19 protein-coding genes are annotated in these 25,535 nt (G+C 74.9%); 10 read left to right on the top strand and 9 right to left on the bottom strand.

Going from position 1 to position 25,535, the window contains the following annotated elements:
* Positions 1-55: 55 nt before the first annotated feature.
* Positions 56-304, bottom strand: a complete 249-nt coding sequence (locus AC1C2V_RS02415; RefSeq protein WP_166849954.1) for a WhiB family transcriptional regulator — start codon at positions 302-304, stop codon at positions 56-58.
* A 214-nt stretch (positions 305-518) separates the two neighbouring features.
* Here AC1C2V_RS02415 and AC1C2V_RS02410 point away from each other — a divergent pair, with 214 nt between their 5' ends.
* The gene (locus AC1C2V_RS02410) at positions 519-947 is read left to right on the top strand and encodes a hypothetical protein (RefSeq protein WP_495387968.1); all 429 of its coding nucleotides are present in this window, start codon (positions 519-521) and stop codon (positions 945-947) included.
* On the opposite strand, the gene AC1C2V_RS02405 is transcribed toward AC1C2V_RS02410, so the two are convergent.
* The 3 genes from AC1C2V_RS02405 to AC1C2V_RS02395 all read right to left on the bottom strand — a co-directional run bounded on the left by AC1C2V_RS02405 (position 910) and on the right by AC1C2V_RS02395 (position 8,601).
* The gene (locus AC1C2V_RS02405; protein WP_495387967.1) at positions 910-5,097 is read right to left on the bottom strand and encodes an FtsK/SpoIIIE domain-containing protein; all 4,188 of its coding nucleotides are present in this window, start codon (positions 5,095-5,097) and stop codon (positions 910-912) included. The two genes, AC1C2V_RS02410 and AC1C2V_RS02405, sit on opposite strands and share 38 nt — an antisense overlap.
* 70 nt (positions 5,098-5,167) lie before the next feature.
* Positions 5,168-7,804, bottom strand: a complete 2,637-nt coding sequence (locus AC1C2V_RS02400; RefSeq protein WP_495387966.1) for an ABC transporter permease — start codon at positions 7,802-7,804, stop codon at positions 5,168-5,170.
* Entirely contained in the window at positions 7,801-8,601 is an 801-nt protein-coding gene (locus AC1C2V_RS02395) for an ABC transporter ATP-binding protein (RefSeq protein ID WP_495387965.1), read from the bottom strand. Before AC1C2V_RS02395 ends, AC1C2V_RS02400 begins: the two co-directional genes overlap by 4 nt.
* 400 nt (positions 8,602-9,001) lie before the next feature.
* On the opposite strand from AC1C2V_RS02395, the gene AC1C2V_RS02390 reads away from it, so the two are divergent.
* Positions 9,002-9,934: a hypothetical protein gene (locus AC1C2V_RS02390; RefSeq protein WP_495387964.1), complete on the top strand. Its 933-nt coding sequence runs from the start codon at positions 9,002-9,004 to the stop codon at positions 9,932-9,934.
* Between the two features lie 114 nt (positions 9,935-10,048).
* On the opposite strand, the gene AC1C2V_RS02385 is transcribed toward AC1C2V_RS02390, so the two are convergent.
* Both AC1C2V_RS02385 and AC1C2V_RS02380 read right to left on the bottom strand, forming a co-directional pair.
* Entirely contained in the window at positions 10,049-10,771 is a 723-nt protein-coding gene (locus AC1C2V_RS02385) for a response regulator (RefSeq protein WP_495387963.1), read from the bottom strand.
* Positions 10,768-12,261, bottom strand: a complete 1,494-nt coding sequence (locus tag AC1C2V_RS02380) for a sensor histidine kinase (protein ID WP_495387962.1) — start codon at positions 12,259-12,261, stop codon at positions 10,768-10,770. The genes AC1C2V_RS02385 and AC1C2V_RS02380 overlap by 4 nt, the downstream gene beginning before the upstream one ends.
* Before the next feature lie 199 nt (positions 12,262-12,460).
* On the opposite strand from AC1C2V_RS02380, the gene AC1C2V_RS02375 reads away from it, so the two are divergent.
* From AC1C2V_RS02375 to purE, 4 genes are read left to right on the top strand one after another with little or no spacing between them, the layout of a single operon-like run.
* Positions 12,461-13,144, top strand: coding sequence for a response regulator transcription factor (locus tag AC1C2V_RS02375; RefSeq protein ID WP_495387961.1), 684 nt, complete (start codon positions 12,461-12,463; stop codon positions 13,142-13,144).
* Between the two features lie 27 nt (positions 13,145-13,171).
* A complete protein-coding gene (locus AC1C2V_RS02370) occupies positions 13,172-14,515 on the top strand; it encodes an ATP-binding protein (protein ID WP_495387960.1) in 1,344 nt (447 codons plus the stop codon).
* A gap of 37 nt (positions 14,516-14,552) precedes the next feature.
* Positions 14,553-15,788 (top strand): 5-(carboxyamino)imidazole ribonucleotide synthase, encoded by a 1,236-nt coding sequence (locus tag AC1C2V_RS02365; protein WP_495387959.1) that lies wholly within the window; start codon positions 14,553-14,555, stop codon positions 15,786-15,788.
* Positions 15,785-16,312: a 5-(carboxyamino)imidazole ribonucleotide mutase gene (purE, locus tag AC1C2V_RS02360; RefSeq protein WP_495387958.1), complete on the top strand. Its 528-nt coding sequence runs from the start codon at positions 15,785-15,787 to the stop codon at positions 16,310-16,312. Before AC1C2V_RS02365 ends, purE begins: the two co-directional genes overlap by 4 nt.
* 108 nt (positions 16,313-16,420) lie before the next feature.
* Here purE and AC1C2V_RS02355 read toward each other — a convergent pair whose 3' ends face one another.
* From AC1C2V_RS02355 to rfbB, 3 genes are all read right to left on the bottom strand, one after another.
* Complete coding sequence (locus AC1C2V_RS02355; protein WP_495387957.1) at positions 16,421-17,806, bottom strand: LCP family protein; 1,386 nt, start codon at positions 17,804-17,806, stop codon at positions 16,421-16,423.
* A 13-nt stretch (positions 17,807-17,819) separates the two neighbouring features.
* Positions 17,820-19,187 carry an LCP family protein gene (locus AC1C2V_RS02350; RefSeq protein ID WP_495387956.1) on the bottom strand — a complete coding sequence of 456 codons (1,368 nt, stop codon included), beginning with the start codon at positions 19,185-19,187 and terminating at the stop codon, positions 17,820-17,822.
* Between the two features lie 93 nt (positions 19,188-19,280).
* Entirely contained in the window at positions 19,281-20,276 is a 996-nt protein-coding gene (rfbB, locus tag AC1C2V_RS02345) for a dTDP-glucose 4,6-dehydratase (protein WP_495387955.1), read from the bottom strand.
* Positions 20,277-20,357: 81 nt separating this feature from the next.
* Between rfbB and AC1C2V_RS02340 the strand changes: the two genes are divergently transcribed.
* The 4 genes from AC1C2V_RS02340 to AC1C2V_RS02325 are packed head-to-tail and all read left to right on the top strand — an operon-like array spanning position 20,358 to position 25,253.
* Positions 20,358-22,037: a DUF2142 domain-containing protein gene (locus tag AC1C2V_RS02340; RefSeq protein ID WP_495387954.1), complete on the top strand. Its 1,680-nt coding sequence runs from the start codon at positions 20,358-20,360 to the stop codon at positions 22,035-22,037.
* Entirely contained in the window at positions 22,034-23,155 is a 1,122-nt protein-coding gene (locus AC1C2V_RS02335) for a glycosyltransferase family 2 protein (protein WP_495387953.1), read from the top strand. Before AC1C2V_RS02340 ends, AC1C2V_RS02335 begins: the two co-directional genes overlap by 4 nt.
* Positions 23,152-24,297 (top strand): glycosyltransferase, encoded by a 1,146-nt coding sequence (locus AC1C2V_RS02330; RefSeq protein ID WP_495387952.1) that lies wholly within the window; start codon positions 23,152-23,154, stop codon positions 24,295-24,297. Before AC1C2V_RS02335 ends, AC1C2V_RS02330 begins: the two co-directional genes overlap by 4 nt.
* Positions 24,294-25,253 (top strand): lysylphosphatidylglycerol synthase domain-containing protein, encoded by a 960-nt coding sequence (locus AC1C2V_RS02325; RefSeq protein WP_495387951.1) that lies wholly within the window; start codon positions 24,294-24,296, stop codon positions 25,251-25,253. Before AC1C2V_RS02330 ends, AC1C2V_RS02325 begins: the two co-directional genes overlap by 4 nt.
* The last annotated feature ends 282 nt before the right edge of the window (positions 25,254-25,535 follow it).

Genomic DNA, 25,535 nt, shown 5'->3' with positions numbered 1-25,535 from the left:
CGGCGTCCTCCGAGCTTCTCTATCTCGCCGAGGGAGCTTCTCTATCTCGGCAGCCTCAGCCGGCGCGGCGGGCGCGAGCGGTGCGGCGCTTGAGCGCGCGGCGCTCGTCCTCGCTCATACCGCCCCAGACGCCGGCGTCCTGTCCGGACTCGATCGCCCACTTCAGGCACGTGTCCACGACGTCGCAGCGGCGGCAGACGGCCTTGGCCTCCTCGATCTGGAGGAGGGCGGGGCCGGTGTTGCCGATGGGGAAGAAGAGCTCAGGGTCCTCGTCGAGGCAGGCGGCCTTGTGGCGCCAGTCCATGTCATTCTCCTCGGTGCAGGGGAACCCGGTGCGGAGTTGGCGGCGCGTCGAGGCGCGCCCGTCCGGGTCCGGTGGGTGGGTGCGGAATCTGCTGTCCAGCGTCACACCTCGTGAAGTGCCGCACAAGGGGTTACGTGGAAGTTTCTCGCGCATGAAGCGTGAGTGCTTCATCACACTGTCGTGAAACCGCAGGTCGCACGTATTCTGGCGTGTCATGCGCCCTCCTGTCACCCCCCTGTCCGGCGCCGATGACGCTCCCAGCCCGGCTCGACCGCCCGGCTTGCGGGTCGTCGCGGCCGGCATCGGCCTGGAGGTGCTGGTGTTGGTGGCGGCCGCCGCGGCGGTCGGCCTCGAGGCGGCGCAGGGGGGATCGAACAGCGGGGCCGTGAGCGTGTTCCTGGTGCTGTTCTTCCTCGGGATCGCCTGGATGCTCGTCGCCGCCTGCCGCACCCTCTGGGCGGGGCGGCGTGGTGGCCGCGCGCCGATCGTCCTCTGGCAGATCATGCAGGGGCTGGTCGGCGTGAGCCTCCTGACCGCCGGCGTGACCTGGGAGGTGCTCGGCGGACTTGCCCTGCTCGTCGTCGCCGCGACGGTGCTGGTGTCCGTCATGACGCGCCGCGTCGTCGAGGCGACGTCCGGCTGAGCACCAGCTGCGGTGAGCCGGCACTCTGTTCGGCGGGCTGCCCGGTTCCCGGGCGTGCCACCTGCAGGGCGCGCACCTGGCCGGAGACGACAAGAGCGCCGCTGCCGGGTCGCAGAGGCCCGGGTCGGATCGCGTCGGTGAGCGGCGCTCCGAGCACCTCGTCGGCCCCCCGCTCGGCCGGGTGGAGCACCACCCCCGTGCGCCGCGCCCGCAGCTCGGCCAGTGGGCCGCGGTGGGCGAGGAGCGCCCCCGTCGTCGTCGCCGCGGCCACGAGGGCCAGCCGCCCGGAGTCGAGCAGCTCCGCGAGCCGGTCTGCCTCGAGGGGATGCTGCTGAGCGAGCGCCTCGAGGTCGTCGACCACGACGACGCCCGGCCCGGGACCGTCGGGGTCTCCGCCATGATCCCCGGACGCGAGGGTGTCCAGCAGCTCGCGCAGGGCGGCGGGGGAGAGCGCCGCGGTGGGCGCCGGGCCCGCGTCGTGACGGAGCGCGGCGTCGCGCGCGACCACCGCCGCCAACCTTCCCGAGGCGGCGAGGCCACGCGCGACGATGCGTAGCACCGTCGTGCGGCCGCTGCCCCGTGGCCCGGTGACCAGCGCACCGGCGGCGACGTCCAGGCCGACCGGAGCGGCCTCGTCGCCCCCGACACCGACCGGGACGACCAGCCGCCCCGGGTCGGCGCACAGGAGGTCGACGAGATCGGCCTCCTCGACCGTCACGGGGAGCGGTCGCACGACGAGCGGTGGCACGGCGGGCGCGCGGCCCGCGGCGACGGGACCGACGTCGGGCAGCAGCACCTGGCACAGCAGCTGCTCCTCGCCGAGCCACGCCGCCCGACCGGCGGGGCCGCCCTGGCCCGCGAGTCCGGACGGCGCGCCGAGGACGACGTCGTCGTGCGCGTCACGCCCCAGGAGCACCAGGCGAGGCCCCACGCGCGACGCCAGCCCACCGAGCGTCCCGCTGTCGGCCGCGAGGGCGAACGCGACGCCGGGCGTCCCGAGGGCGCTGGTGAGCGGATCCCACAGGTCGGGCCCGGCCAGGGCCGCACGCAGCTCCTCGACCCCGTCGACGAGCACGAGCACCGGTGCCGCCCGGGGCCGCGTGGCGAGCAGGCGCAGCAGCCGGGCCGCGCGTCGTGGGGACTGCGGGCCGGCGACCGTGCCGAGGCCAGGGTGCCCGTCGAGCTCGGCGAACCGCGGGGCCGTGGCGGCCGGGGCGAGCACGTGCACGTGCCACCCGCGGGCCAGCGCCGCCCGGGCCAGGGCTAGCACGGTCGTGGTGCGGCCGGAGCGCGCCCGCCCGACCACGCCGAGGTGCCCGGCCGCCGGGTCCCAGCGCAGCAGGGCCCGGCGCTGCCGCCCCGGGTCGTCGCCGAGCGCCACGGGCAGGCCGTCGTGCGCGACGCGAGCGCCCTGGTGGGTGGAGTCGTCGCCCGATTCGGCACCGATGATGCCGTCGATGTCGGAGTCCACGTCGCGGGCCCGCACCTGCTCGGGCAGGGGCGGCAACCACGGCGCCCGCCCGGCCCGGAGCCCGCGCCGGGACGCGGCCCGGCGGGCCGCGGCGACGAGCTCGTGCACGACGCCCTCCGGCCCACCGGCCTCTCCGCCCTCCTGCCCGGGCCCGGGCGTCGAGTCCGGCAGCGTGGGCCCGCCGTCGGGCACGGCGCCCCACACGGGCGCCCGCCGCACGACGCTGCCGCCCCCGAGCCGGCCCGCCGCGTGCGCACACTGCAGCACCACCGGCCGCTCGGAGCCGAGGCGCAGGACGGCGCGGCCGGGAACCCCGGCCGGGATCCGCGCGGCGGCGGCCGTCTCGACCACGTCGAGCGAATCGGCGGCGTCGACGACGCGGAGCGCGAGCCGTGCCGAGACGTTCGCGCGGACGTCGGCGCTCACGGCCCCGGCCGGTCGCTGGGTCGCGAGCACGAGGTGGACGCCGAGCGACCGTCCCTGCGCGGCGACCCGCAGCAGCCCGGGCAGGAAGTCGGGCAGGTCGTCGGCCAGGGCGCGGAACTCGTCCACCACGACGACCAGGCGGGGCGGGGCGTCGGGCAGCCCGGCCGGCAGCGCCGCCAGGTCCGCGACGCCGTGGCGCGCCAGGACCCGTTCGCGCCGGTGGAGCTCGGCGCGGAGCCCGGCCAGGGCCCGCCCCGCCAGCCCCGGGTCGAGGTCGGTGACCTGCCCGACCACATGTGGCAGCCGGCCGCACTCCCCGAACGACGCGCCCCCCTTGAAGTCGACGAGGGCCAGGGCGAGGTCCCGGGGCGACCGGCGCGCGGCGAGGCCCAGCACCATCGACTGCAGCAGCTCCGACTTGCCCGCGCCGGTGGTGCCCGCGACGAGCAGGTGCGGGCCGTCGGCCACGAGGTCGAGGGCGACGGGCCGGCCGCGTCCGTCCACGCCCAGCGGCACGGCCCAGCCGCCCGGCGCGTCCCAGGCGGCGCCCGGGTCCTCGGCGTGGTCGAGCAGCGACAGCAGGGGCACCGCCGCGGGGAGCCGCGGATCGGCCGGGTCGGCGTCCGGGTCCTCGGCGGCGCCCCGGGCGACCGGGTGGTCCAGCTCGCCGAGGGAGCGCCGCAGGCCGGCCAGGCCCGCGACGAGGCGCGCGGCCTGCTCCGCCCAGGAATCGGTGACGCCGACGACCGGGCCCGTCGCCGCCGAGCCGTCGGGGGCGGCTCGGCGCACCGTGCCCGCGCCGGTCACCCGCCACGTGGTGCGGCACCACGCGGGCACGGGCGCGCCGTCGGGCAGGCACAGGATCATCGCCCCGCCCCGCCCGAGCACCTCCTCGCGGCGCGCGGCGCCCACGACCTCGCCAGCCGCGGCGTCGGGCGCGTCCACGACCAGGACGGGCGGTCCGCCGCCGGGCAGCCAGCGGCACCACGACCAGGCGTCCTGCGCGCCCACCACGGCGACCGACCCGCCCGCCGTGGCGAGCTCGACGACGACCGACCGGGCCGCCGCGAGCACGGCCGGGCGGGGGCCGACGACCGCGACCGCGCCGTCCGGCACCAGACCGGCCAGCGCACGGATCGGGCCGGGAGCCGGTCCGGCTGCCGGCCCGATCCGTGACCGCCCGGCGGCGCGCTCGCCGGCGGCGCTCCAGGCCCCGTCCGAGGCCTGGTGCGCCGCCAGCAAGCGTGCCGCCAGCGGCCCGGGCGAGTCCCCGACGTCGCGGCCGGTGGTGCGGGACGATGCCGCGGCGGTCCCGGCGTCTGGGGGTCGGCCGTCGAGGTCGGGGCGCGTCTTCGCCGCGTGCCGCCGGCGCCGGGCGGCGAGGAGCTGGGGGATCAGGGCGAGCACGCCCATCAGGGAGAACAAGGCGTAGGCCGGCTGGCGGAGCATGGCCGCCAGCACGAGCGAGCCGACCATCGGCACCGCGGCCGTGGCCAGCAGCCCGGCGCCGGACGGGCCGGCTCCGTCGCCCGCGCTCGTGCTCGCCGTGGCGGGTCCGGCCTCGAGCCACCGGGCCACGTCGCCGGACGGATGCAGGGTCCAGGAGCGGGAGCCCTGCGGCCCGGTGACCTCGAGGCGGTCGCCGGGACGCCACCGACGGCGCAGGAGCCCGACGCGCCCGCGCCGCCGTCGCGGTGCGCCCGCGCGCACGAGCCGGACGTCGGCCCGCACGTCGGGCCCCTTGGTGGCACGTGCGGTGGCCCGCACGGTGACGTGGTCGGCACGGCGCGGGTCGATGCGCACGACGGCGTGCGGCCCTGGTGCGTCGGTCAGCGTCGTGGAGCTTCCCGGCCCCAGCGCGATGACGCTGCCCGCCGCCGTGCCGTCCGCACGCGCGACCAGCCAGGGGCTGCCGAGCACGGCGCGACCGGGTTCGCCCGGAGCCGACTCCGACGTCGTGCCGGACCTGCGCCGTCGGGCCGGCTCATGCGGCGCGACCACCGCGCCCGGCAGGAGCGGACGGTCGCCCACGACGTCCGTGTCGGCGACCGGGACGCCGTCGGCGGCGAGCGGCGCGTGCCGGAGCTCCGGCCGGCGCAGCAGCGCCGCGAGGCCCGCCCGGCAGGTGCCGAGCGGGACGCCCGCGGGGAGCAGCACGTCCTCGCCGGGGGGCACGGTGACCCGGACGGCTCCGTCGCCCCGGCTCGGCCCGCGACCGGGGACGGCGAGGGCGGGCACTCCGGAGGTCGACACGACCTCCAGGGTGCCCGCCCAGGGCGGCCGTCACGGACGGCCTGTGGACAACTCCCGTGTGCTGCTCGGGCTACTCGCTCGCAAGGGCCTCCACCGGCGATGTCCGCACCGCGGCCCGGGCCGGGACGACGGACGCTACGAGCCCCGCCACGGCGGCCACGACCAGCATCACCAGCACGTCGCGCCACGGCACCACGATGGCGGGCGTACCCGCCCAGCCGAGCGCCGCCGCGGAACCCGCCCAGCCGTAGACCAGGCCGAGCAGCACGCCCAGCACCGCGCCGACCAGCGCGATGAGCAGACCCTCGACGGCGAGCATGCCGCGCAGCTGGGCCTTCGACAGCCCGATCGCCCGCAGTGTGGCGGACTCGCGCCGCCGCTCGATGACGGACAGCGACAGCGTGTTCGCCACGCCGATCAGCGCGATCACGACCGCCGCCGCCAGCAGCCCCACGACGATCCCCAGCGCGGTGTCGATCACCTGCTGGTAGCTCGCGCGCTCCACCGCGGCGCCGACGACGTCCGCGGGCGCCTCCGTGTCCGCCACCGTGTCCTGGATGGCGGGCACGACGTCCGCGGCGTCGCTCGGGTCGTCCAGCCCCACCCACAGGCCGGTGGTCGGGGCTGCCGGGTCGAGGGCGGCGAGGTCGTCGGGGACGACGAAGAGTGCGTCGTCCACGATGCTGGTGAGCGCGACCGTGACCTCGAGCGACCCCTGGGGGCCGGTGAGGGTGACGGTCTGGCCGTCGGAGAAGCCCCAGTCATCGGACAGCTGCTCCGGCACGACGACGGTGCCCGCGGCGAGCGGGGCGACCACGTCGGTGCTGCGCAGCACCGACGCCGCGGCGTCGGGCTCGAGGCCCCGGATGGTGAAGGCGACGTCGTCGTCGATGCCGTCGCCGGTGACCTGCGCGGCCGTGGCCGGCACCTCGACCACCGTCGAGACGCCGTCGAGGTCGCGCACCGTCCCCTCCAGCGTGGCGGGCACGGACGGGGTGGTCTCGTCCCCGGTGGCGACGCTCGTGGGGTCGCTCGACAGGTCCGTCGAGACGGTGACGTCGACCGGGTAGCGCACGTCGAGCTCGGAGTCCATGGTCATCTGGGCGCTTGCGGCGCCGGTCGACATCATGCCGACGAGCGTGACGCCGATGAGCAGGGCCGTGGACGTGGCGGCGGTGCGCCGCGGGTTGCGCAGCGTGTTCGCCGCCGCGAGCCGTGCCGTCGGCCCGGACGCGCCGACCAGCCGGCCGGCGAGGGCCACCACGCGGGGCAGCCAGAACACGGCGCCGACCAGCACGCCGAGGAACGACAGGATGCCGCCCGCGACACCGGCCAGGAGGCCGAGGCTGGGCTGGCCGCCCACCGTGCTCACGGCGACGCCGCCGCCCAGCAGGAGGAAGCCGACCACGGCGACGAGGGTCGAGAGCACCAGCCGGACGCGGCCGGCGCCCCGTGCGGCCGAGGGCGCGTCCGCGGGGCGGAGCGCGGCGAGCGGGGCGACGCGCGTCGCGGCCCGCGCCGGCGACAGCGCGGCGACGAGCGTCACGACGACGCCGGCCACGAGCGGGATGAGGATCACGGCCGGCGTGATGTCGACCGTCTTGGGCAGAGGGACGCCCAGGTCAAAGCCCCGGCCGACCACCAGCGCGGCCTGGCCCAGGCCGATGCCGGCCGCGAGGCCGACCACCGAGGAGAGCAGGCCGAGCACGGCCGCCTCGAACAGCACCGAGCGGCGCAGCTGCCCCTTGTCCGCCCCGACGCAGCGCAGCAGGGCGAGGGTGCGGGTGCGCTGGGCCACGAGCACCTGGAAGGTGTTCGCAATGACCAGCGCGGCGACGAGCAGCGCGACCGCGGCGAAGACCAGCACGAACACCGTGAAGATGATGTTGTCGCCGCCGGTCATCTCGTTCGCGACCGACTCGGCGTGCTCCTGGGGCGTCACGACCGCCAGGCTCGAGGTGTCGGCCCCGGACGCCACGGCAGCGTTGGTGACGGCGCCGGTGATGGCGGTGCGTGCCTGCTCGACGTCCGCCCCGTCGTCGAGCGTGACGAGCACGGTGGCGGGCTCGCCGGTGGTCTCGCCGGGGGCGTAGAGGTCGCCCTCCCAGGCGGTGACGTCGGCAGCGGGCGCGATGGCCGCGCCGCCCATCATCGAGAACGCGCCGTACGGGTCGGTGAGCGTGCCCGTGACGGTGAGCTTTTCGCGGACCTCGGTCCACGCGTCCTCGTCGGTGTCCTGGTCGCCTGCGAGCACGTTGCGCGCCAGGGTGACCTGGTCGCCGGGAGCGGCGTCGAGGCGCTCGGCCACCTTGACCGGCAGCGCGATCTCCCCGGTGGCCTCGGGCAGTGCGCCGTCGGCGATCTCCAGCGGCAGCACCGACGTGTCCGTGGGCGCGGCCAGCACGCCCTGGAAGATCGTGCGGCCGCCGTTCTCCAGCTGCTGGTAGGTGATGAGCTGCTGGTCCGCGGTCGCGACCCCGTCCGCGTCACGCGCCGCGTCGATGAGGGCGTCGTCGGCGGGGACGCCGCGGACGACGAGGTCGGCGCCCGTGTACTGGGCGGCGATGGAGTCGTAGGTGGTGGCGGTGACGACGTTGCCCGCGAGCAGCGTGATCGCGACGAAGGCAGTGCCGATCACGATCGCGAGGCCGGCGGCGGCGAGCCGCCCGGCGCCGCGCCGCATCTGCGACAGGGTGATGCGGATCATCGTGCGGCCACCGTCCGCAGCGCGTCGAGGCCGGCGAGGGCGGACTCAGGCGTCGGGTCGGTGATGTCGCCCGCGATCTTGCCGTCGGCGATGAGCACGACGCGGTCCGCGTAGGCCGCGGCCGCCGGGTCGTGGGTGACCATGATGATCGTGCGTCCGAGCTCGCGCACCGAGCGGCGCAGGAAGCTCAGCACCTCCGCGCCGGAGCGGGAGTCGAGGTTGCCGGTGGGCTCGTCCGCGAACACGACGTCAGGCTGGGCGATGAGGGCGCGCGCGATGGCGACGCGCTGTTGCTGGCCGCCGGACAGCTCGCTGGGCCGGTGCGAGAGCCGCTGGCTCAGACCGAGCGTGTCGACGAGCGTGCCGAGCCACTGCTTGTCCACGGCGCCGCCCGCGAGCTCCACCGGCAGCGTGATGTTCTGCTCGGCCGAGAACATCGGCAGCAGGTTGAACTGCTGGAAGACGAAGCCGACGCGCTCGCGGCGCAGGGCTGTCAGGGCCTTGTCGTTCATCCCGGTGACCTCGGTGGACCCGACGAACGCCTGTCCGCTGGTCGCGGAGTCGAGGCCGGCGAGCAGGTGCATCAGGGTCGACTTGCCGGAGCCGGACGGCCCCATGATCGCCGTGAAGCGGCCGGCGGCGAAGTCGACGTCCACGCCGTCGAGGGCGCGCACTTCTGCCTCGCCGCGGCCGTAGGTCTTGGTCAGGGCGCGTGCCCGCACGGCGGGGGTGACGGTCGGCCGCGCGCTCGCGGCGGGGGCGTCGTCGGGGATCGGGACGTACACGGTGGTGTCCACGGAGGTCTCCGGTGTGGTCGAGGCGAGGGGCCCGAGCGCCGACGACGGCCGGCGGGGCAGGACACCAGTGACGCTACGGAGCGGGCGGCCCCCGGACATCGGTCCGAGGTCGGGTCCTGCGAGCTCCCAGGTCATCCTCCGGTATGACGCCGACCCTGAGCCGGCCCTGACCTGCGCCGTCGCTCCCACGAGCTGTCAGGACCACGCGCAGGTCCTTGTGGTCCTGGTCCTGACAGCTCCGTGGCTGAATGTGCTGTCAGGACCACGCGCAGGTTCTGGTTGTCGTGGTCCTGACAAGTCGCCGGGCGGAGGCTGCCCACAGGTACGAGCGGAGACGCCTCGTCCACAGCGAACCTGCCGACGCCGGTCGCCGGGCTCGTGCCGGGCCAGGCTCGTCGTCATGACCGGATCACGCGAGGTGTACGCAAGGGTCGGCGGGCTGCGTGAGCTGCTGCGTCGGCAGCAGGACGTCGTGACACGCCCGCAGCTGACCGTCCTCGGTATGGGCCCGGCCGAGGCCGCCTGCCACCTGGCGGCCATGCGGTGGCGGTCGCTGAGCGAGCAGGTCCTGGTCACGCACCGCGGGCCGCTCACCCGCGCGGGACGGCGATGGGCCGCAGTCCTGGGAGCGCCGGCCGGGAGCGCGGTCGGGGCGTGGAGCGCACTGGAGGTGCACGGGCTCGAGGGGTGGTCGCGAGAGCCGATCCACGTCGTCGTCCCGCGTGGTGCCTACCCGGACCGGCACCCGTGGCTCGTCGTGCACGAGTCCCGGCGGCTCCGCGAGGAGGACGTCGTCGAGGTCGGCGGGCTGCCCGTGCACGTCGTCGCCCGGTCCGCCGTCGACGCCGCGGCGTGGCAGCGGTCGTGGCGCACCGCGGCGGGGCTGATGGCCGCCGTCGTGCAGCAGCGGCTCGCCACCACCGACGAGCTGTTCGCCATGCTCGACACGGTGGGCAAGGTCCGGCACCGCAAGGTCATGCGCCTGGCGCTGGCGGACATCGTGGGCGGTACCGACTCGCTCGCCGAGATCGACTTCGCTCGCCTGTGCCGTGACGGCGGGCTACCCGAACCTTCGCGGCAGGCGGTCCGCACCGATGCGCGGGGACGACGGCGGTTCCTCGACGTCGAGTGGCGGCTGCCCGGCGGGCGACGGTTCGTCGTCGAGATCGACGGCGTCGGCCACATGGAGCGCGAGCGTTGGTACGACGACCTGCTGCGCGATGCCGAGATCGGCGCCGAGGCCGGCACGGTACGCGTGCGGCTGCCCGCGATGGCCGCGCGCTACGAGCCGGAGCGCGTGCTCGCCGTCGTGCGCCGCCACCTGGGCTGGTGAGTTGTCAGGACCAGGAGCACGAAGACCTGCACGTGGCCCTGACAACTCTTGGTCACGGTGAGTTGTCAGGGCCAGAGCCATGGATACCTGCGCGTGGTCCTGACACGTCGCGGGTCAGGCGCCCGGGCGGACGAGGCCCGCCTCGTAGGCGGTGACGACCGCCTGTACGCGGTCGCGGGCGTCGAGCTTCGCGAGGATGCGGCCGACGTGGGTCTTCACCGTGGCCTCGGCGACGAAGAGGTCGGCCGCGATCTCGGTGTTGGACCGGCCCCGGGCAATGAGCACGAGCACCTCGCGCTCGCGGTCGGTGAGGGCGGCGAGCGCGTCGTGCTGGGGTGCGGCCTGGTCGGCGGGCAGTGCCGTGACGAGGTGCTCGAGCAGGCGGCGGGTCGACGACGGCGCGATGACGGCGTCCCCGGCGTGCACGGTGCGGATCGCGGCGAGCATCTCCTCCGGCGGCGCGTCCTTGAGCAGGAAGCCGGACGCGCCGCTGCGGATGGCCTCGAGCACGTACTCGTCGAGGTCGAACGTGGTGAGCACGATGACGCGGGGGGCGTCGGGTGCGGCGGTGAGGCGGGCGGTTGCCGTGAGCCCGTCGAGGTGCGGCATCCGCACGTCCATCAGCACCACGTCCACCTCGTGGTCGGCGAGCAGGCGCAGTGCCTGGGCGCCGTCGCCGGCCTCGAGCGCGACCTCCAGGTCCGGCTGGGAGTTGATCACCATGCGGAAGCCCGCGCGCACCAGTTGCTGGTCGTCGACAAGCGCTACGCGCACGACGTCCGCGCCGTCGGGATCGCCGGAGGGGGGTGCCGAGGCGTCGGCGGCGGGCGGGGTCATGCGTCCTCCTGGGGTGCGGTCGTCGCAATGCTCGTCGCAATGCTCGTCGCAATGCTCGTCGCAATGCTCGTCGCAACGCTCGTCGCAACGCTCGTCGGTGTGCTCGTCGCAACGCTCGTCGGTGTGCTCGTCGGCGTGCTCGTCGGCGTGCTCGTCGGCGTGCTCGTCGGTGTGGCGGTCCGTGCGGCCGGCGGTCTGGTCGGCGTCGCGCCGGGCAGGGGCAGCTCGAGGTGCACGCGGAAGCCGCCGCCGGCGCGGGGGCCGGACTCGAGGGAGCCGCCGTACAGGTTGGCTCGCTCCCGCATCCCGCGCAGGCCGAAGCCGGGGTCGGCGCGGGCGGACGCGGCGGCGCCGCGGCCGTCGTCGAGGACCTCGAGCTCGACGGTCGACGGCGTCCAGCGCACGGCGACCGTGACGGCCGGGTCGGGGCCGGCGTGCTTGCGCACGTTGGTGAGCGACTCCTGGCACACGCGGTACAGGGTGAGGCCCATGCCGGCTGGCAAGGTCTTGGCCTCGCCGACGCGGACGAGCGAGACCCGTTGGCCGCCACCGCGCGCCTGGGCCACCAGATCGTCGATCTCCTCGACCCCGGGCTGCGGGGCCGGGCGAGTCGACCGCGCGTCGTCGCGCAAGGCGGGCGCCGGCGTGGTGCGGTCGCCCGTGCCGGCGTGCGCGGGGAGGGCCGGCGCGTCCTCGTCGTCCTGGGAGCGCAGCACGCCGAGCAGGCGGCGCATGTCCGTCAGGGCAGTGCGGCCGGTCTCGCTGATGGTCCCGAGCGCGCGCACCGCGGCCTCGGTGTCCGAGGCGGCGGCGTATCGGCCGCCGTCGGCCTGCGCGACCACGATGGACAGCGAGTGGGCGACGATGTCGTGCATCTCGCGGGCGATGCGGGCGCGCTCGGCCGCGGCGCTGATCCGGGCCTGCTGGTCGCGCTCGATCTCGAGCCGGTGCGCCCGGTCGCGCAGGGCGTCCATCGTGACGCGGCGGGAGCGGCGTGCGAGGGCGAACGCCCATACGGCGAGGCCGGTGACGAAGCAGAAGATGCCGACGGGGAGCATCTCCGGGATGCCGGCGACGCCGAGCATGCCGTGGACGGCGACCGCGACGGGCAGCACGACCAGACTCCCGACGGCCGTCGAGCAGATCGCGGTGACGTGCGCCCAGGTCGGGCCGTAGACGGTCACCGAGAAGAGTGCGACGAGCACGAGCAGGTCGCCCGGCAGGATCATCGGGTAGCCGGCGAGCATCTGCGCCAGCGCCACCGCGAAGATGGCTATCGCGGAGGGCACGGGCCGGGTGCGGCGCCAGGGGAGGGGTGCCAGCAGGGCCACGGTCCAGGCGATGGACCCGGTGCGGGAGAGATTCGGCACGGTCAAGTACAGGTCGGTGGCCGAGACGAGCATGAACAGCCCGAGCAGCCCGGTCGTCGTCGCGTCGATGCCGAAGCGGTGCGCCTCGAACCAGCGCCTCATCCCCTCGATCCAGGCCATGACGGTCAGGGTATGTGCGCGCCGCGGGGTGCGCGTCCGCCTGCGGGCGGACGGCGTCCAGCGCGGCGTCGGCCCGTGGGCGGACGGGGCGCCGTCGTACGCGTCGTCGCCCCGCCGTCATCTCGATGTCACAGCGACGTCTGACGACGCGGCGTGGAGCGGGGCCCAGGACCTGGGAGGATGCCGCTAGCATGAGGGAATGACCCACGTACTGCTGGCCGAGGACGACCCGGCTATTGCCGAGCCTTTGGCGCGGGCTCTCACACGTGAGGGTTACGACGTCATCGTGCAAGGAACTGGTCAAGGAGCCGTCGACAACGCCGGGGCCGCGGACATCGTCGTCCTGGATCTCGGCCTCCCCGACATGGATGGGCTGGACGTGGCCCGCGAGATCCGCGGTGCGGGCCTCACCGTGCCCGTCCTCGTGCTCACCGCGCGCGCCGACGAGGTCGACCTCGTCGTCGGCCTCGATGCGGGCGCCGATGACTACGTCACGAAGCCGTTCCGCCTCGCCGAGCTGCTTGCCCGCGTCCGGGCCCTGCTGCGCCGCACCCACGGCGATACGGGCGAGGACGAGGAGCTGCGCGCGCAGGACGTGCGGGTCGACGTGGCCGCGCACCGCGCGTTCCAGGGCGACCGCGAGCTGCACCTCACCACCAAGGAGTTCGACCTGCTGAAGGTGCTGGTCGCGAACGCCGGGTCGGTCGTGGTGCGCGACACGCTGATGCGCGACGTGTGGGGCTCGGACCCGGTGGGGTCCACCAAGACCCTCGACATGCACGTGTCGTGGCTGCGCCGCAAGCTCGGCGACGACGCCAACGCCCCGCGCTACGTCTCGACCGTGCGCGGGCTCGGCTTCCGCTTCGAGCTCGGCGCGAGCTGACGGCGTCGGCGGACAGGGGCAGACGAATTGCGTCGCCGCGTCCTGCTGGCGACCATCTCGGCGGTCGCTGTCGCCGTGCTCCTGCTCGGCGTGCCGCTCGGCATCTTCGGTGCCCGGTACGTGCTCGCCAACGAGGAGCAGCGCGTCACGGACCGGGTGGACACGCTCCAGCGGAGCATCGACAACACGCTCGAGGAGGGTGACGAGCTCGGCGAGGGCACGGTGGAGCGCGCCAGCGAGGGCCGCGACGGGGACCTGCCCGCGTACGTGGTCGTGACCCTGCCGGACGGCACCCAGCTCACGGCCGGGGAGCCGGTCTCCGCGCCGACGATCGAGAAGGCCAAGCTCACCGACCGCAACGTGGCGGTGTCGATGACGGTGTCGGCGGTCAGCGCCTACGTGAAGTCCGCCCAGACGGTGGTGCTCGTCATCATCGCCGGCATCGTCGCGATCGCCGCGGGCATCGCGGTGGCGGTCTGGCAGGCGAACCGTCTGTCGGCGCCCCTCGTGTACCTCGCCGCGTCCGCGGAGCAGCTCGGGTCGGGTCAGGTACGCCCGCGGCTGGAGCCCTCGGGCGTGGAGGAGATCGACCTCGTGGCGGCCGAGCTCGCGCGCTCGGCCGACCGGCTCGCGGGGCGCCTCGCGGCCGAGCGGCAGTTCACACAGGACGCGTCGCACCAGCTCCGCACCCCGCTGACGGCACTCACGATGCGGCTGGAGGAGATCACGCTCGCATCCGACGACCCCGAGGCTGTGGAGGAGGCGCGGATCTCGCTCGAGCAGGTGGAGCGGCTGGTCACGGTCGTGGACGACCTGCTCGCCGCGTCCCGGCGGGCGCAGGGGGGCACCACGGAAGCCGTGGTGCTGGCCGACGTGGTGCACCAGCAGGAGGAGGAGTGGGCGCCGACGTTCGCGCGGGCCGGGCGCTCCCTGGTGGTCGAGGTGCCCGACGGCATGCAGGTGCTCGCGACGCCCGGCGCCCTGGCGCAGATCATCGCGACGCTGCTGGAGAACTCGCTGAAGTACGGGGAGGGCACCACCACCGTCCGCGCGCGGCCGTCGGGCACCACCGGCGCCGTGGCGATCGAGGTCGCCGACGAGGGGCCCGGGGTGGCCGACGACATCGCGCCGAAGATCTTCGAGCGCGGCACGACGACGGGCCACAGCACCGGGCTCGGGCTCGCGCTGGCCCGCGATCTGGCGGCCGCGGACGGCGGCCGGATCGAGCTGGCGCAGCGCCGCCCGCCAGTGTTCGCGCTCTTCCTGGCCGGGGTGCCCCGCACCCTCGACCCGCACATGGTGCTGCCCCCGGGCACCACGATCTCCTCGCGCGGCCGACGTCGCGGGTGGCTGCACCACCACGGCGAGTGACCACGTCGCCGCACCACGGCCGGTATCCTCGATCCCCGTGACCGGACCCCGCACTTCCGCCCCCGTCGTCGCCGTCGTCGGAGGTGGTCAGCTCGCCCGCATGATGGCGCCCGCCGCCGCAGAGCTGGGGGTGTGCCTGCGCGTCCTCGTCGAGGACCCGGCGTCGTCCGCGGCCCAGGTGGTGACCGACGCCCCCGTGGGTACGGCGTCCGACGACGCGGCGATCCGCGACCTCATCGCGCCCGACGACGGGCGCGCCCCCGCAGCGGTCCTGACGTTCGAGCACGAGCACGTGCCGAACGCGCTCCTGCAGGACCTCATCGACCACGGCACGCCCGTGCGGCCCGGCCCGCATGCGCTGGTGCAGGCGCAGGACAAGATCGTCATGCGCCGGCGCCTCACCGAGCTCGGGATGCCCTGCCCCCGCTGGGCCGCGCTGCCCACCGTCCCGGAGGACGCCCGCCGGGCGCTCGCCGCGTTCCTCGCCGACGAGCCCGGCGGGGAGGCGGTCGTCAAGACCTCCCGCGGCGGCTACGACGGCAAGGGCGTGCGCGTCGTCGCCGACCCGGACGCCGTCGCCGACTGGCTGCAGACGGTGGCGGACGGCGGCCCGGCGCTCCTGGTGGAGCGGAAGGTGCCGTTCGTGCGCGAGCTCGCGGCGCTGGTCGCCCGCCGGCCGTCGGGGGAGGTGCGCACCTGGCCCGTGGTGGAATCGATCCAGCGCGACGGCGTGTGCGCCGAGGTGATCGCGCCCGCCCCCGGCCTGCGGCCCGAGGTGGACGCGCGGGCCCGCGAGATCGCCGTCGCCGTCGCCGAGGGCCTCGACGTCACCGGCGTGCTGGCCGTGGAGCTGTTCGAGACGCGGGACGCCGACGGCGGTGTGCAGCTGTGGGTCAACGAGCTCGCGATGCGCCCGCACAACTCGGGCCACTGGACCATCGACGGAGCCGTGACCAGCCAGTTCGAGCAGCACCTGCGGGCGGTGCTCGACCTGCCGCTGGGCGAGACCACCGCGCGCGCGCCCTGGACCGTCATGGCGAACGTGCTCGGCTCACGGCTGGAGGTCCTCACCGACGCCCTGCCCGAGCTGATGGCCCGCTACCCCGAGGCGCGCGTCAACCTGTACGGCAAGGGTGTGCGGCCGGGGCGCAAGCTCGGGCACGTGAACGTCAGCGGCCCCGACCTGGAGCGGGTGCGTCGTCGCGCCGTCGAGGCCGCCGCGCTGCTGCGGGGCGAGCCCGGCTCAACCACCGAGAACAAGGAGCACGCATGAGCACGCAGCCTGTCGTCGGCATCGTCATGGGGTCGGACTCCGACTGGCCCGTCATGGAGGCGGCCGCCGACGCGCTCGCCGAGCTCGGCGTGGAGGTGGAGGTGGACGTCGTCTCCGCCCACCGCATGCCCACCGAGATGATCGAGTACGGCCGCTCGGCGTCCGAGCGCGGGCTGCGCGTGATCGTCGCCGGGGCCGGCGGCGCCGCGCACCTGCCGGGCATGCTCGCCGCCGTCACGCCGCTGCCGGTGATCGGGGTCCCCGTGCCGCTGCGGCACCTGGACGGCATGGACTCGCTGCTGTCGATCGTGCAGATGCCGTCGGGCGTGCCGGTGGCGACCGTGTCGGTCGGCGGGGCGCGCAACGCCGGCCTGCTCGCCGCGCGGATCCTCGGCGCGGGGACCGAGGCCGAGGACCTCGCCCTGCGCGAGCGGATGGTCGCGTTCCAGGCCGACCTCGGCGACGTCGCGCGCGCCAAGGGCGAGAAGCTGCGGGCGTCCCGCGCCCAGCACCCCGGCTTCTGACGTTCCGTTCCCGCTGGTTGAGCCGACGACGCAGGCTCAACCAGCGGGACGAGGTTTCGACCCTTCGACAGGCTCAGGACGGCGCAGGCTCGACCGGCGATCCGGTCGTCAGCCGGGGAGGCCGCCGACGGTGCTGCCGGGCTCGAGCCCGCCGTCGCGCACGTCGGTCCAGAACTGACCGGTCTTCTCCTCGTCGAGCAGCACGGTGGAGCCGACCCCGGTGCCGGGGTCGTAACCCGGGTTCGCGATCGGCGGCGTGCCGGTGACGCCCTCGGGCCCGGTCGCGGCCTTGAAGGCCAGGGCGAGGCGCCCGAGGTCGATGATGCCCGTCTTCTCGTCGACGGCGAGCGCGCCGGTGCCGGCGTCGACGAGCTGCACCTGGTTGAGCGGGTTCAGCACGACGCCCGGCTTGACGACCTTGGCCGCCGCAGCGGCGATGACCTGCTGCTGCCGCTCCGCACGGCCGATGTCCCCCTTGAGGTCGGAGTAGCGCATGCGGGAGAACGCGAGCGCCGTCTCGCCGTCTGCCATGTGGCAGCCGGCCTCCCACTTCAGCTCGCTCTTCTTGTCGTCGACGTCGTCGTCGTAGCAGAGCTCGACGCCGCCGACCGCGTCCACGATCTCCTCGACGCTGCCGAACCCGACCTCGGCGTAGTGGTCGACCGTCAGGCCGGTGAGGCCCTCGACCGCCTCGACGAGCAGCGGGGCACCGCCGAACGAGTATGCGGCGTTGATCTTGTTCGGGTCGTGCCCGGGGATGTCCGCGAGCGTGTCGCGCGGGATGGAGATCAGAGACGTCGGACCGCCCGAGGGCTGGTGCAGCACCATGATCGTGTCGGTGCGGGCGCCCTCGGTGCCGTCGTCGGCGATGCTGCCGGTGCCGCGCGCGTCCGACCCGGCCAGCAGGTATGTGGTGCCGGGGGTGTTCGCCGCGCCCGAGAGAGCGTCGACGTGCTGGATCTTGCCGTTGGCCCAGAGGATCAGCCCGATCGGCCACGCGAGCAGCAGCACCAGCAGGAGCACCAGGACCAGCCCGACGATGCGGCCCCGACGCACGCGGAATCCGCCGCCGGCGGCCGCGGCCGCAGCTCCGCCCGGGCGTGCGGGCGGGGGAGTGCGGCGCGCCTGGCCGCCGCGGGCCTGGGCGGGCATCACGCGGGTGCCGGAGCCGTGCCCGGAGGCAGCCTGCCGCGACGACGCCTGCCGGGGTGCCGCGGCCGACTGCGCGCCGCGGGGGGCGATCGAGCGCGGCTTCTGCTGTGCGCCGCCGCGCCGCTCGGCCGGGGTGGTCGGGATCTCGCGCGACGACTGGCGCCGCACGCGCGGCTCCATGGGGGTGGCGTCGTCACGACGACCCACCCGCCCGCCGGTGGGCCGGCCGGCCGCCCGGGAGGCGCCGCCCACGGGGATAGCGTCGCCCGCGCCGTGGGGGCGGTCGGACGAGCCGCCGGACGGCGTGAAGCTCGGCGGGATGCGCTGTTCGTCGTTGCTCATGGGACCTCCGCGCTCAACCGCACACCGACGTCACGTCGGCCCCGGTGAAAGCTTCCTCGCCTGCCTCGCGGGTTTGCGTCGGCTCGGGGTCGCTCTCCTTGTCATCTGATCCGTCATCTGCTCCGCCGTCCGTGGTGGAGCCGGTGTCGTCGTCCGAGACCGGGGTCGCGTCCGTGCCGTCCGCGCCCTCGGCGGCCGCCGCGTCGTCGCCCTCGGAGTCCTTCGCGCCGGAGTCCTTGGAGTCCTTGTCGTCCGACTTCTCGGTCTCGATCACGTCGCTGAGTGGCTTGTCGTCGTAGAGGTTCTCCCAGACCTGATCGGCCTCGTCCGTGAGCAGGACGTTCGCCGCGTTGTTCGGGTCGTACGCGTACGGCGCAGTCATGAACGAGATGGTGTCAGGACGGACGTTGCGGGAGCTGTATGCGAGCCCGGCGAGTCCCTGGACCGACGCGAAGTTGCTGCTCATCGTGAGCGAGCCGGTCACGGCGCCGAGGAACTTCAGCAGCTTCGGGGAGTCGGTGAGCATGTTCTGGCTCAGCACGGTGCGGGCCAGCGCGGCCATGAGCTCCTGCTGGCGTCCGATGCGGCCGAGGTCGGAGCCGTCGCCCAGACCCTTGCCCGTCCGCGCCCGGGCGTACTTGAGCGCGGTGTCACCGTCGAGCTCCTGCTTGCCCGCGGACAGCACCAGGTGGTCGGCCTTGGGAGCGTCGACGTCCTCGGGGACGCAGAGCTCGACGCCGCCGAGGGCGTCGATCATCTTCTCGAAGCCGGCGAAGTCCACCACGACGAAGCCGTCCATCTGCACGTCGGTGATCGTCTCGATCGTGCGCATCGTGCAGAGGGCGCCGGACTCGACGTCCCCGCCAGTATTGACCCCCTGGGCGAAGGCCGCGTTGAACTTCACGCCGGACTGCGGCGAGGTCTCGCCGCCCGACGACGTCGGGCACGACGGGACGTCGGTGGTGGTGTCGCGCGGGATCGACAGCATCTCCACGCGGGAGCGGTCGGACGAGATGTGCATGATCATCGTCGTGTCCGAGCGGGCGCCCTCGGTGCCGTCGCCGACGATGTCGGCGTTGTCGCCGCCGCGGCTGTCGGAGCCCATGAGCACGAGGTTCAGCGGCTCGTCGGCGTTGGGGTCCTCCGGCACCTTCTTCTCGGGCCGGTCGTCACCGAGCAGCTTGTCGGCGTCGACGGACGTGATGTTGCCGGTGAGCCTGACGGCCGCCGTCGCGCCTCCGACGGCGGCGAACGCCAGGACCGCGGTCAGCCCCATCCCCAGGGCGCGCGCCAGCGAGTGCTGGCGCAGGGCGCGGGCATGCGCCGGGCCCTTGGCGGGCTCGGTGTGCGAGGCGACGTGGCGAGGGGTGAAGCGGGTCACGGGAAGCGAGCATAGAGGGTTCGAGTTACGCGGCTGAGGTGCCCGCGGACCGGGACGGTAGAGGAAATGTGTGGGTCGGTCACCGGTTTCCCCCTACTGGCCGGTCGCGGCGTACTTGGCCTCGGCGGCGGCCTTGTGGGGGCGCCACCAGTCCTCGTGCTCGCGGTACCAGTCCACGGTGGCGGCCAACCCGGTACGGAAGTCCGTGTATCGGGGCGCCCACCCGAGCTCGTCGCGCAGCCTGGTCGCGTCGATCGCGTAGCGCAGGTCGTGCCCCGGCCGGTCTGTCACGTGGTCGAAGTCGCCCGGGTCGTGCCCGAACAGCTCCAGCAGGGTGCGCACCACCTCGAGGTTCGACGTCTGCCCGTCCGCCCCGATCAGGTACGTCTCCCCGAGGCGGCCGCCGTCGACGATCTCCCAGACCGCCGCGTTGTGGTCCTCCACGTGGATCCAGTCCCGCACGTTCAGCCCGGCCCCGTACAGGCGGGGGCGCACCCCGTCGATGAGGTTGGTGACCTGGCGGGGGATGAACTTCTCCACGTGCTGGTACGGCCCGTAGTTGTTCGAGCAGTTCGAGATCGTGGCGCGCACCCCGAACGAGCGCACCCAGGCGCGCACCAGCAGGTCCGAGCCCGCCTTCGTGGAGGAGTACGGGCTGGACGGGTTGTACGGGGTGTCGGGGGTGAACTTCTGGGTACCCTCCAGCGGCAGGTCCCCGTAGACCTCGTCGGTCGAGACGTGGTGGAACCGCACGTCGTGCCGGCGCACCGCCTCCAACAGCGTGTACGTGCCCACGAGGTTGGTCTGCACGAACGGCGAGGGATCGGCCAGCGAGTTGTCGTTGTGCGACTCGGCCGCGAAATGGACCACCACGTCCGCGTCCGCGACCAGCCGGTCCACCAGCGGCGCGTCGGTGATCGACCCCTCGACCAGCGCGACGGCGTCCGCGACCGGCGCCAGCGACGACCGGTCACCCGCGTAGGTGAGCGCGTCCAGCACCGTCACCCGCGCCCCGGCACGCGAACGCACGGTCTGCTGGACGAAGTTCGCACCGATGAACCCGGCGCCGCCCGTGACGAGAACACGCATGGCGGCACCCTATCGGCGCGTCGCGGGCCGTGGGAGGGGCCTCGTCGAGAGGGGTGGGTGAAGCCCTGGCACACTGAGGTCGTGACGGACACCACGCCACATGTGCGCCCGGAGCCTGCCCCGACTCCCACCACGAGCCCCCCGCATCGGAGCCTGCGCGGCTACCGGCGCGCCCTCGTCGTGCTCGCGCTCGCCGTGGCGGCGTGGGGCGCCGTCTGGGCCGTCGTCGCGCCGCCGTTCCAGGCGCCCGACGAGCAGCACCACCTCAACAGCGTGCTGCGCATCGCCTACGGCGGCGGCTGGCCCGCGCCCGGCGACGCCTACTTCTCGCCGGCGGTCGTGCAGGCCGTCGAGGAGGCTGCCTACCACTCCGACCCGCCCGGCCGCTGGACCTACCGGCCCGACGCGCGCCAGTTCGTCGACGTCGAACCGGTGCCGCGCGACGAGCGCACCCGCATCGACGCCACCACCGCGCTCGGGGACGCCGCGTCGGGCACCGAGGTCGACCAGATGACGCAGCACCCCCCGCTCTACTACGCGGTGGGCGCCGGGGTGCTGCGCGCCACCGGGCTCGCGGACGGGCGCTGGGACGTCGCGATGCTCGCCCTGCGACTGCTCGACGTGCTGCTGCTCGCGCTCACGGTGCCGCTCGCGGCCGAGACCGCCCGCCGGGTCACCGGGTCCCGGTCGGCGGGGTTGGTGGCGGCGGCGTTCCCGCTGTTCCTGCCGCAGCTCGGCCACATCATGGGAGCGGTGAACAACGACGCTCTCGTCATGCTCGCGTGCGCCGCCGCCACCTACCTGGCGGCGCGCGTCGTCACGGGGGACCTCCGGTGGCGGGTCGCGATCGCGATCGGGCTGGTGGTCGGGCTGGGGTTGCTCACCAAGGTGATGGTGGCGTTCGCCCTGCCGATGGTGGGCATCGCCTACCTGCTGGCGCGCGGGCGCCCGTGGCCCGCGCGGCTCGGCCGCGTGGCCGTGGCCGCCGGAGTCGCGGGCGTCGTCGGCGGCTGGTGGTGGGTTCGCAACGTGATCACGCTCGGCGCGGTCCAGCCCGTCGGGCTGGTCCGCGACCCGGCGACGTACGCGCAGGTGCCCGACGACCAGGTGGCGTCGGTCATCGTGGAGAAGCTGGCGCAGGCGTTCTTCGGGAACCTCTCCTGGCTCGAGGTGCGGCTGCCGGGCCAGTGGGTCGTCGCCGGCTCGATGGTGCTGATCGCCGCCGCCCTGGCCGCGCTCGTGCTGCCCGGGGCCCGGCGGGCGTCCGCGGTGCTGCTCCTGCTGCCCGGCGGGCTCGCCCTCGGCGTCGCGTACAACAGCTGGGACTTCCACGCGGCGACCGGGGGGCTCGTGGCGGTCCAGGGGCGGTACGTCTTCGGCGGGGTGCCGGCGCTCGCCGCCGTGCTCGCCGTGGCCGTGTGGCACCTCGTGGGCAGGAGCGGGAGGCGGCTGGCGTGGGCCGTCCCCGTGGTCGTCGCGCTCGCGGTCGCCGCCGGGGTCGGCGGGCTGGTGTGGGGCTTCAGCACCTTCTACCAGGGGCCGGGCGAGACGTTCGGCGACGCCGCCGACCGGTGGCTCGCCTGGAGCCCGATGGAGGCGCCCGCGCTGCTCGCCGTGGTGCTGCTCGGCGCAGTCGCGACGGTGTCGGCGCTGGTCGTCGGGGCCCTGTGGCCCCGTAGACTCGCGGCGTCCTCGCCGACGGTCCTGCCCCTCGGCCCCGTGTCGCCGGTGACCTCCGGTCCCGTGAAGGAAGCGCGATGAAGCTCTTCGTCCAGATCCCGTGCCTCGACGAGGCCGGGACGCTTCCGCTGGTGCTGGCGACGATTCCGCCCGAGGTCGACGGCTTCGACAGCGTGGAGGTCGTCGTGATCGACGACGGTTCCACGGACGGCACCGCCGTGGTCGCTCGGCGGCTCGGGGTGCGGCACGTGGTGCGGCACGCCAGCACGATGGGGCTCGCGCGGTCGTTCCGGGACGGCGTCGACTACGCCCTCGCCCACGGCGCCGACGTCGTGGTCAACACCGACGGCGACAACCAATACCCCTCGGAGCGCATCGGCGACCTGGTCGCCCCGATCGTCGCGGGGGAGGCGGACATCGTCGTCGGCGACCGCCAGACCGCGACGATCGAGCACTTCTCCCCGTTCAAGAAGCGTATGCAGCGGCTCGGGAGCCGGGTGGTGAGCGCCGCCGCGGGCACGTCGCTGCCGGACGCGGCGAGCGGGTTCCGCGCCTACTCGCGGGCCGCGCTGCTGCGGCTCAACGTGGTGACGCAGTTCAGCTACACGATGGAGACGATCATCCAGGCGGGCAACAAGCGCCTGCGGATCGCGAGCCTGCCCATCACCACGAACCCGAAGACGCGCGAGTCGCGCCTCTTCACCAACATCTGGCAGCACATGGGCCGGTCCGGCCGGGCGATCGTGCGCTCCTCGATCATGTTCCGGCCGCACCTGGTGTTCCTCACGCTGGCGGCGGTCTTCTTTCTCATGGCGGCCGTGCCGGCCGTGCGGTTCCTCGTGTTCCTCGTCCAGGGGGACGCGGGCGGGCACGTCCAGTCGCTCGTCTTCGCCGGCGCGATGCTCGTCGGGGCGCTGCTGTGCCTGGCGCTGCTGGTCATCGCCGACCTGCAGCGCACCAACCGCACCCTGGTGGAGGAGACGCTCGAGCGCGTCAAGGAGCTCCAGTACGGGCCCCGACCGGTGGTGCTCGACCCGGTGCTCGACACGGTGCTCGACCCGGCGCTGGACATGGAGGCCGACGGAGCTGCCGACGGGCCGGTCGACGGGCCGGACGGCGTCCACACCGACGGGCGGGTCGGGGCGCACGACGACGGTCTCTCCCGGCGCGCGGCGCGGGGCGAGGACGCGCCCGCGTGATCGTCGCGTTCGGCACGTACGACACCGCCCGGCACCCGCGCGTCGGGGTGCTCGTGGCGGGCCTGCGGGCGCACGGGTACACGGTGCACGAGGTCGACCGGCCGCTCGGCCTCAGCACCGCCGAGCGGGTGCGGATGCTGCGCCAGCCGTGGCGGCTGCCGGGCCTGGCGGTGCGGCTGCTGCGGTGCTGGGCGCTGCTCGTTGCCGACGCCGCGACGCACCGGCGCCGGCACGGGCGCCCGGACGCGGTGCTGGTCGGCTACCTCGGCCACTTCGACGTCGTCCTGGCGCGCGCCCTCTTCCCGCGTACCCCGGTGCTGCTCGACCACCTCGTCTTCGCGGGGGACACCGCCGCCGACCGCGGCGCCCGCGGCGCGCGGGTCGTCCTGCTGCGCGGCCTGGACCGCCTCGCGACCGGGTGCGCCGACGTCGTCCTGGTCGACACGCCGGAGCACGCCGCGATGCTGGGCGACCTGGCACCGTCCCGGGGGCGCCGCGGGGTCGTCGTTCCCGTGGGCGCCGCGCGGGAGTGGTTCGACGCCGCCCGTGCTGCCGACCCGGCCGACGACTCCCGACCGCTGCGGGTCGTCTTCTTCGGTCTGTTCACCCCGCTGCAGGGCGCCGACGTGCTGGCCGAGGCCCTCTCCGTCGCGCTGCGGCGGGCGGCGGCCGACGCGGGGGCAGGGGGCCGCCCGATCGAGGCCACCCTCGTGGGGTCCGGGCAGGACCTCCCCGCCGCCCGCGAACGCCTGCAGGGCGTGCCGGGCGTGACGTGGGTCGGCTGGGTGGAGCCCGCGGAGCTGCCCTCCCTGGTTGCGGCGCACGACGTCTGCCTCGGCATCTTCTCGGCCACCCCCAAGGGGCTGCGCGTCGTGCCGAACAAGGTCTTCCAGGGTCTCGCCGCGGGCTGCGTGGTCGTCACCTCCGACACCCCGCCGCAGCGGCGGCTGCTGGGCGACCACCTCGAGCTCGTCCCACCGGCCGACCCCGAGGCGCTGGCCGCGCGGCTGCTCGCGCTGCGGGACCCGGCGGTGCTCGACGCTGCCCGCGCCGCCGCCGCCGCGGGTCGTGACCTGGTGCGCCCCGCGGCCGTCGTCGAGCCCCTGGTGCACGCGCTGCGGACGCGCGGGGTCGCGTCGTGACGGGGGACCGGGCGGAGGGCACGGTGGCCGGGACACGCGGCACGCTGGGTCGCGCGCTCGCCGTGCTGCGCTCGCCGTGGGTGCGCTGGGGGTTCCTGGTGCTGGCGGTCGGCCTCGCGGTGTACGCGGTGGTGGCGGCCCGCGACGACCTCGCGCGCGCGGCCTCCGCCCTGTCCTGGCAGCGGATCGCCCTCGCGCTGGTGCTGTCCGTCGCGTTCGTCGGCTGCACCTTCGCGTCGTGGCGGGCGGTGCTCGCCGACCTCGGGCCCCCCGTGGCGCCGCGCGCTGCGCTGCGCGTGTTCGGCCTGAGCCAGCTCGGCAAGTACGTGCCGGGCGGGGTGTGGAACGTGGTGGCCGCAGCGGAGATCGGCGCCGACCACGGCATCGCGCGCCGCACGTCGGTCACCACGACCGCGGTGGCGACCCTCGTCGGCGTCGTGTCCGGCGCCGTGGTGGGCCTGGTCGCGCTGCCGCTCGTCGCGACCGGGGCGCTCGGGGCCGCGACGCCGGTGCTGTGGGCGCTCCCGGCCGTCGCCGTCGTGCTCCTGCCGCCCGTGCTGAACCGCCTCGTCGCGTGGGCGCTGCGCGTCGCGCGCCGACCGCCCCTGGAGCGGCCGCTCGGTTGGCGCGGCCTCGGCGCCGCCACCCTGTGGTCGGTGACCGGGTGGCTGCTCGCCGGGGCTCAGGTCTGGGTGCTGGCCGTCGGGCTCGGGATGGCGGCCGATATGCGCGGGGTGGCGCTCGCCGTGGGTGGCTATGCGCTCGCATGGGTCGTCGGGTTCCTCGTCGTCGTCGTGCCCGCCGGTGCCGGCGCCCGCGAGCTCGTGCTCCTCGCCGTGCTCGCCGGGGTGCTGCCGCACGCGGCCGTGCTGCTGCTGGTGCTCGTCAGCCGGGTGCTGGTGACGTTCGCCGACCTCCTGCTCGCCGCGCTCGGGGCGCTGGCCCGGCCGAGGTAGTCCGGATCTCGCCGAGGTAGTGCGAAACCCCGCGAGGTAGTTCGGCGGTCTCAACCGGCTTCCCCGCTCCGTGAGGTAGTTCGGGTTGCGGGCGCGGTGGTGCGGGATGTCTCGTCGCGAGGCGTCCCGCACCACCTCGCGGCATTCGTCGTGCGCAGACCGCGCCTCGTCCTGGCGAGGTCTCGGACTACCTCGCCGAGATCGTTACTACCTCGCCGGGTCTTGGACTACCTCGTCGAGATCGTTACTACCTCGCGCGGCGGGGTCTCGATCCTTCGGCAG

This window comes from Isoptericola sp. Y541 (genome assembly GCF_059445465.1).
This window is presented reverse-complemented; position numbering and strand designations above follow the sequence as displayed.

Bases quoted from the DNA above. Each gene is read 5' to 3' on its own strand.
- AC1C2V_RS02415 (WP_166849954.1), bottom strand. From the start codon at position 304: ATGGACTGGCGCCACAAGGCCGCCTGCCTCGACGAGGACCCTGAGCTC.
- AC1C2V_RS02410 (WP_495387968.1), top strand. From the start codon at position 519: ATGCGCCCTCCTGTCACCCCCCTGTCCGGCGCCGATGACGCTCCCAGC.
- AC1C2V_RS02400 (WP_495387966.1), bottom strand. From the start codon at position 7,804: ATGATCCGCATCACCCTGTCGCAGATGCGGCGCGGCGCCGGGCGGCTC.
- AC1C2V_RS02390 (WP_495387964.1), top strand. From the start codon at position 9,002: ATGACCGGATCACGCGAGGTGTACGCAAGGGTCGGCGGGCTGCGTGAG.
- AC1C2V_RS02385 (WP_495387963.1), bottom strand. From the start codon at position 10,771: ATGACCCCGCCCGCCGCCGACGCCTCGGCACCCCCCTCCGGCGATCCC.
- AC1C2V_RS02380 (WP_495387962.1), bottom strand. From the start codon at position 12,261: ATGGCCTGGATCGAGGGGATGAGGCGCTGGTTCGAGGCGCACCGCTTC.
- AC1C2V_RS02375 (WP_495387961.1), top strand. From the start codon at position 12,461: ATGACCCACGTACTGCTGGCCGAGGACGACCCGGCTATTGCCGAGCCT.
- purE (WP_495387958.1), top strand. From the start codon at position 15,785: ATGAGCACGCAGCCTGTCGTCGGCATCGTCATGGGGTCGGACTCCGAC.
- AC1C2V_RS02355 (WP_495387957.1), bottom strand. From the start codon at position 17,806: ATGAGCAACGACGAACAGCGCATCCCGCCGAGCTTCACGCCGTCCGGC.
- rfbB (WP_495387955.1), bottom strand. From the start codon at position 20,276: ATGCGTGTTCTCGTCACGGGCGGCGCCGGGTTCATCGGTGCGAACTTC.
- AC1C2V_RS02335 (WP_495387953.1), top strand. From the start codon at position 22,034: ATGAAGCTCTTCGTCCAGATCCCGTGCCTCGACGAGGCCGGGACGCTT.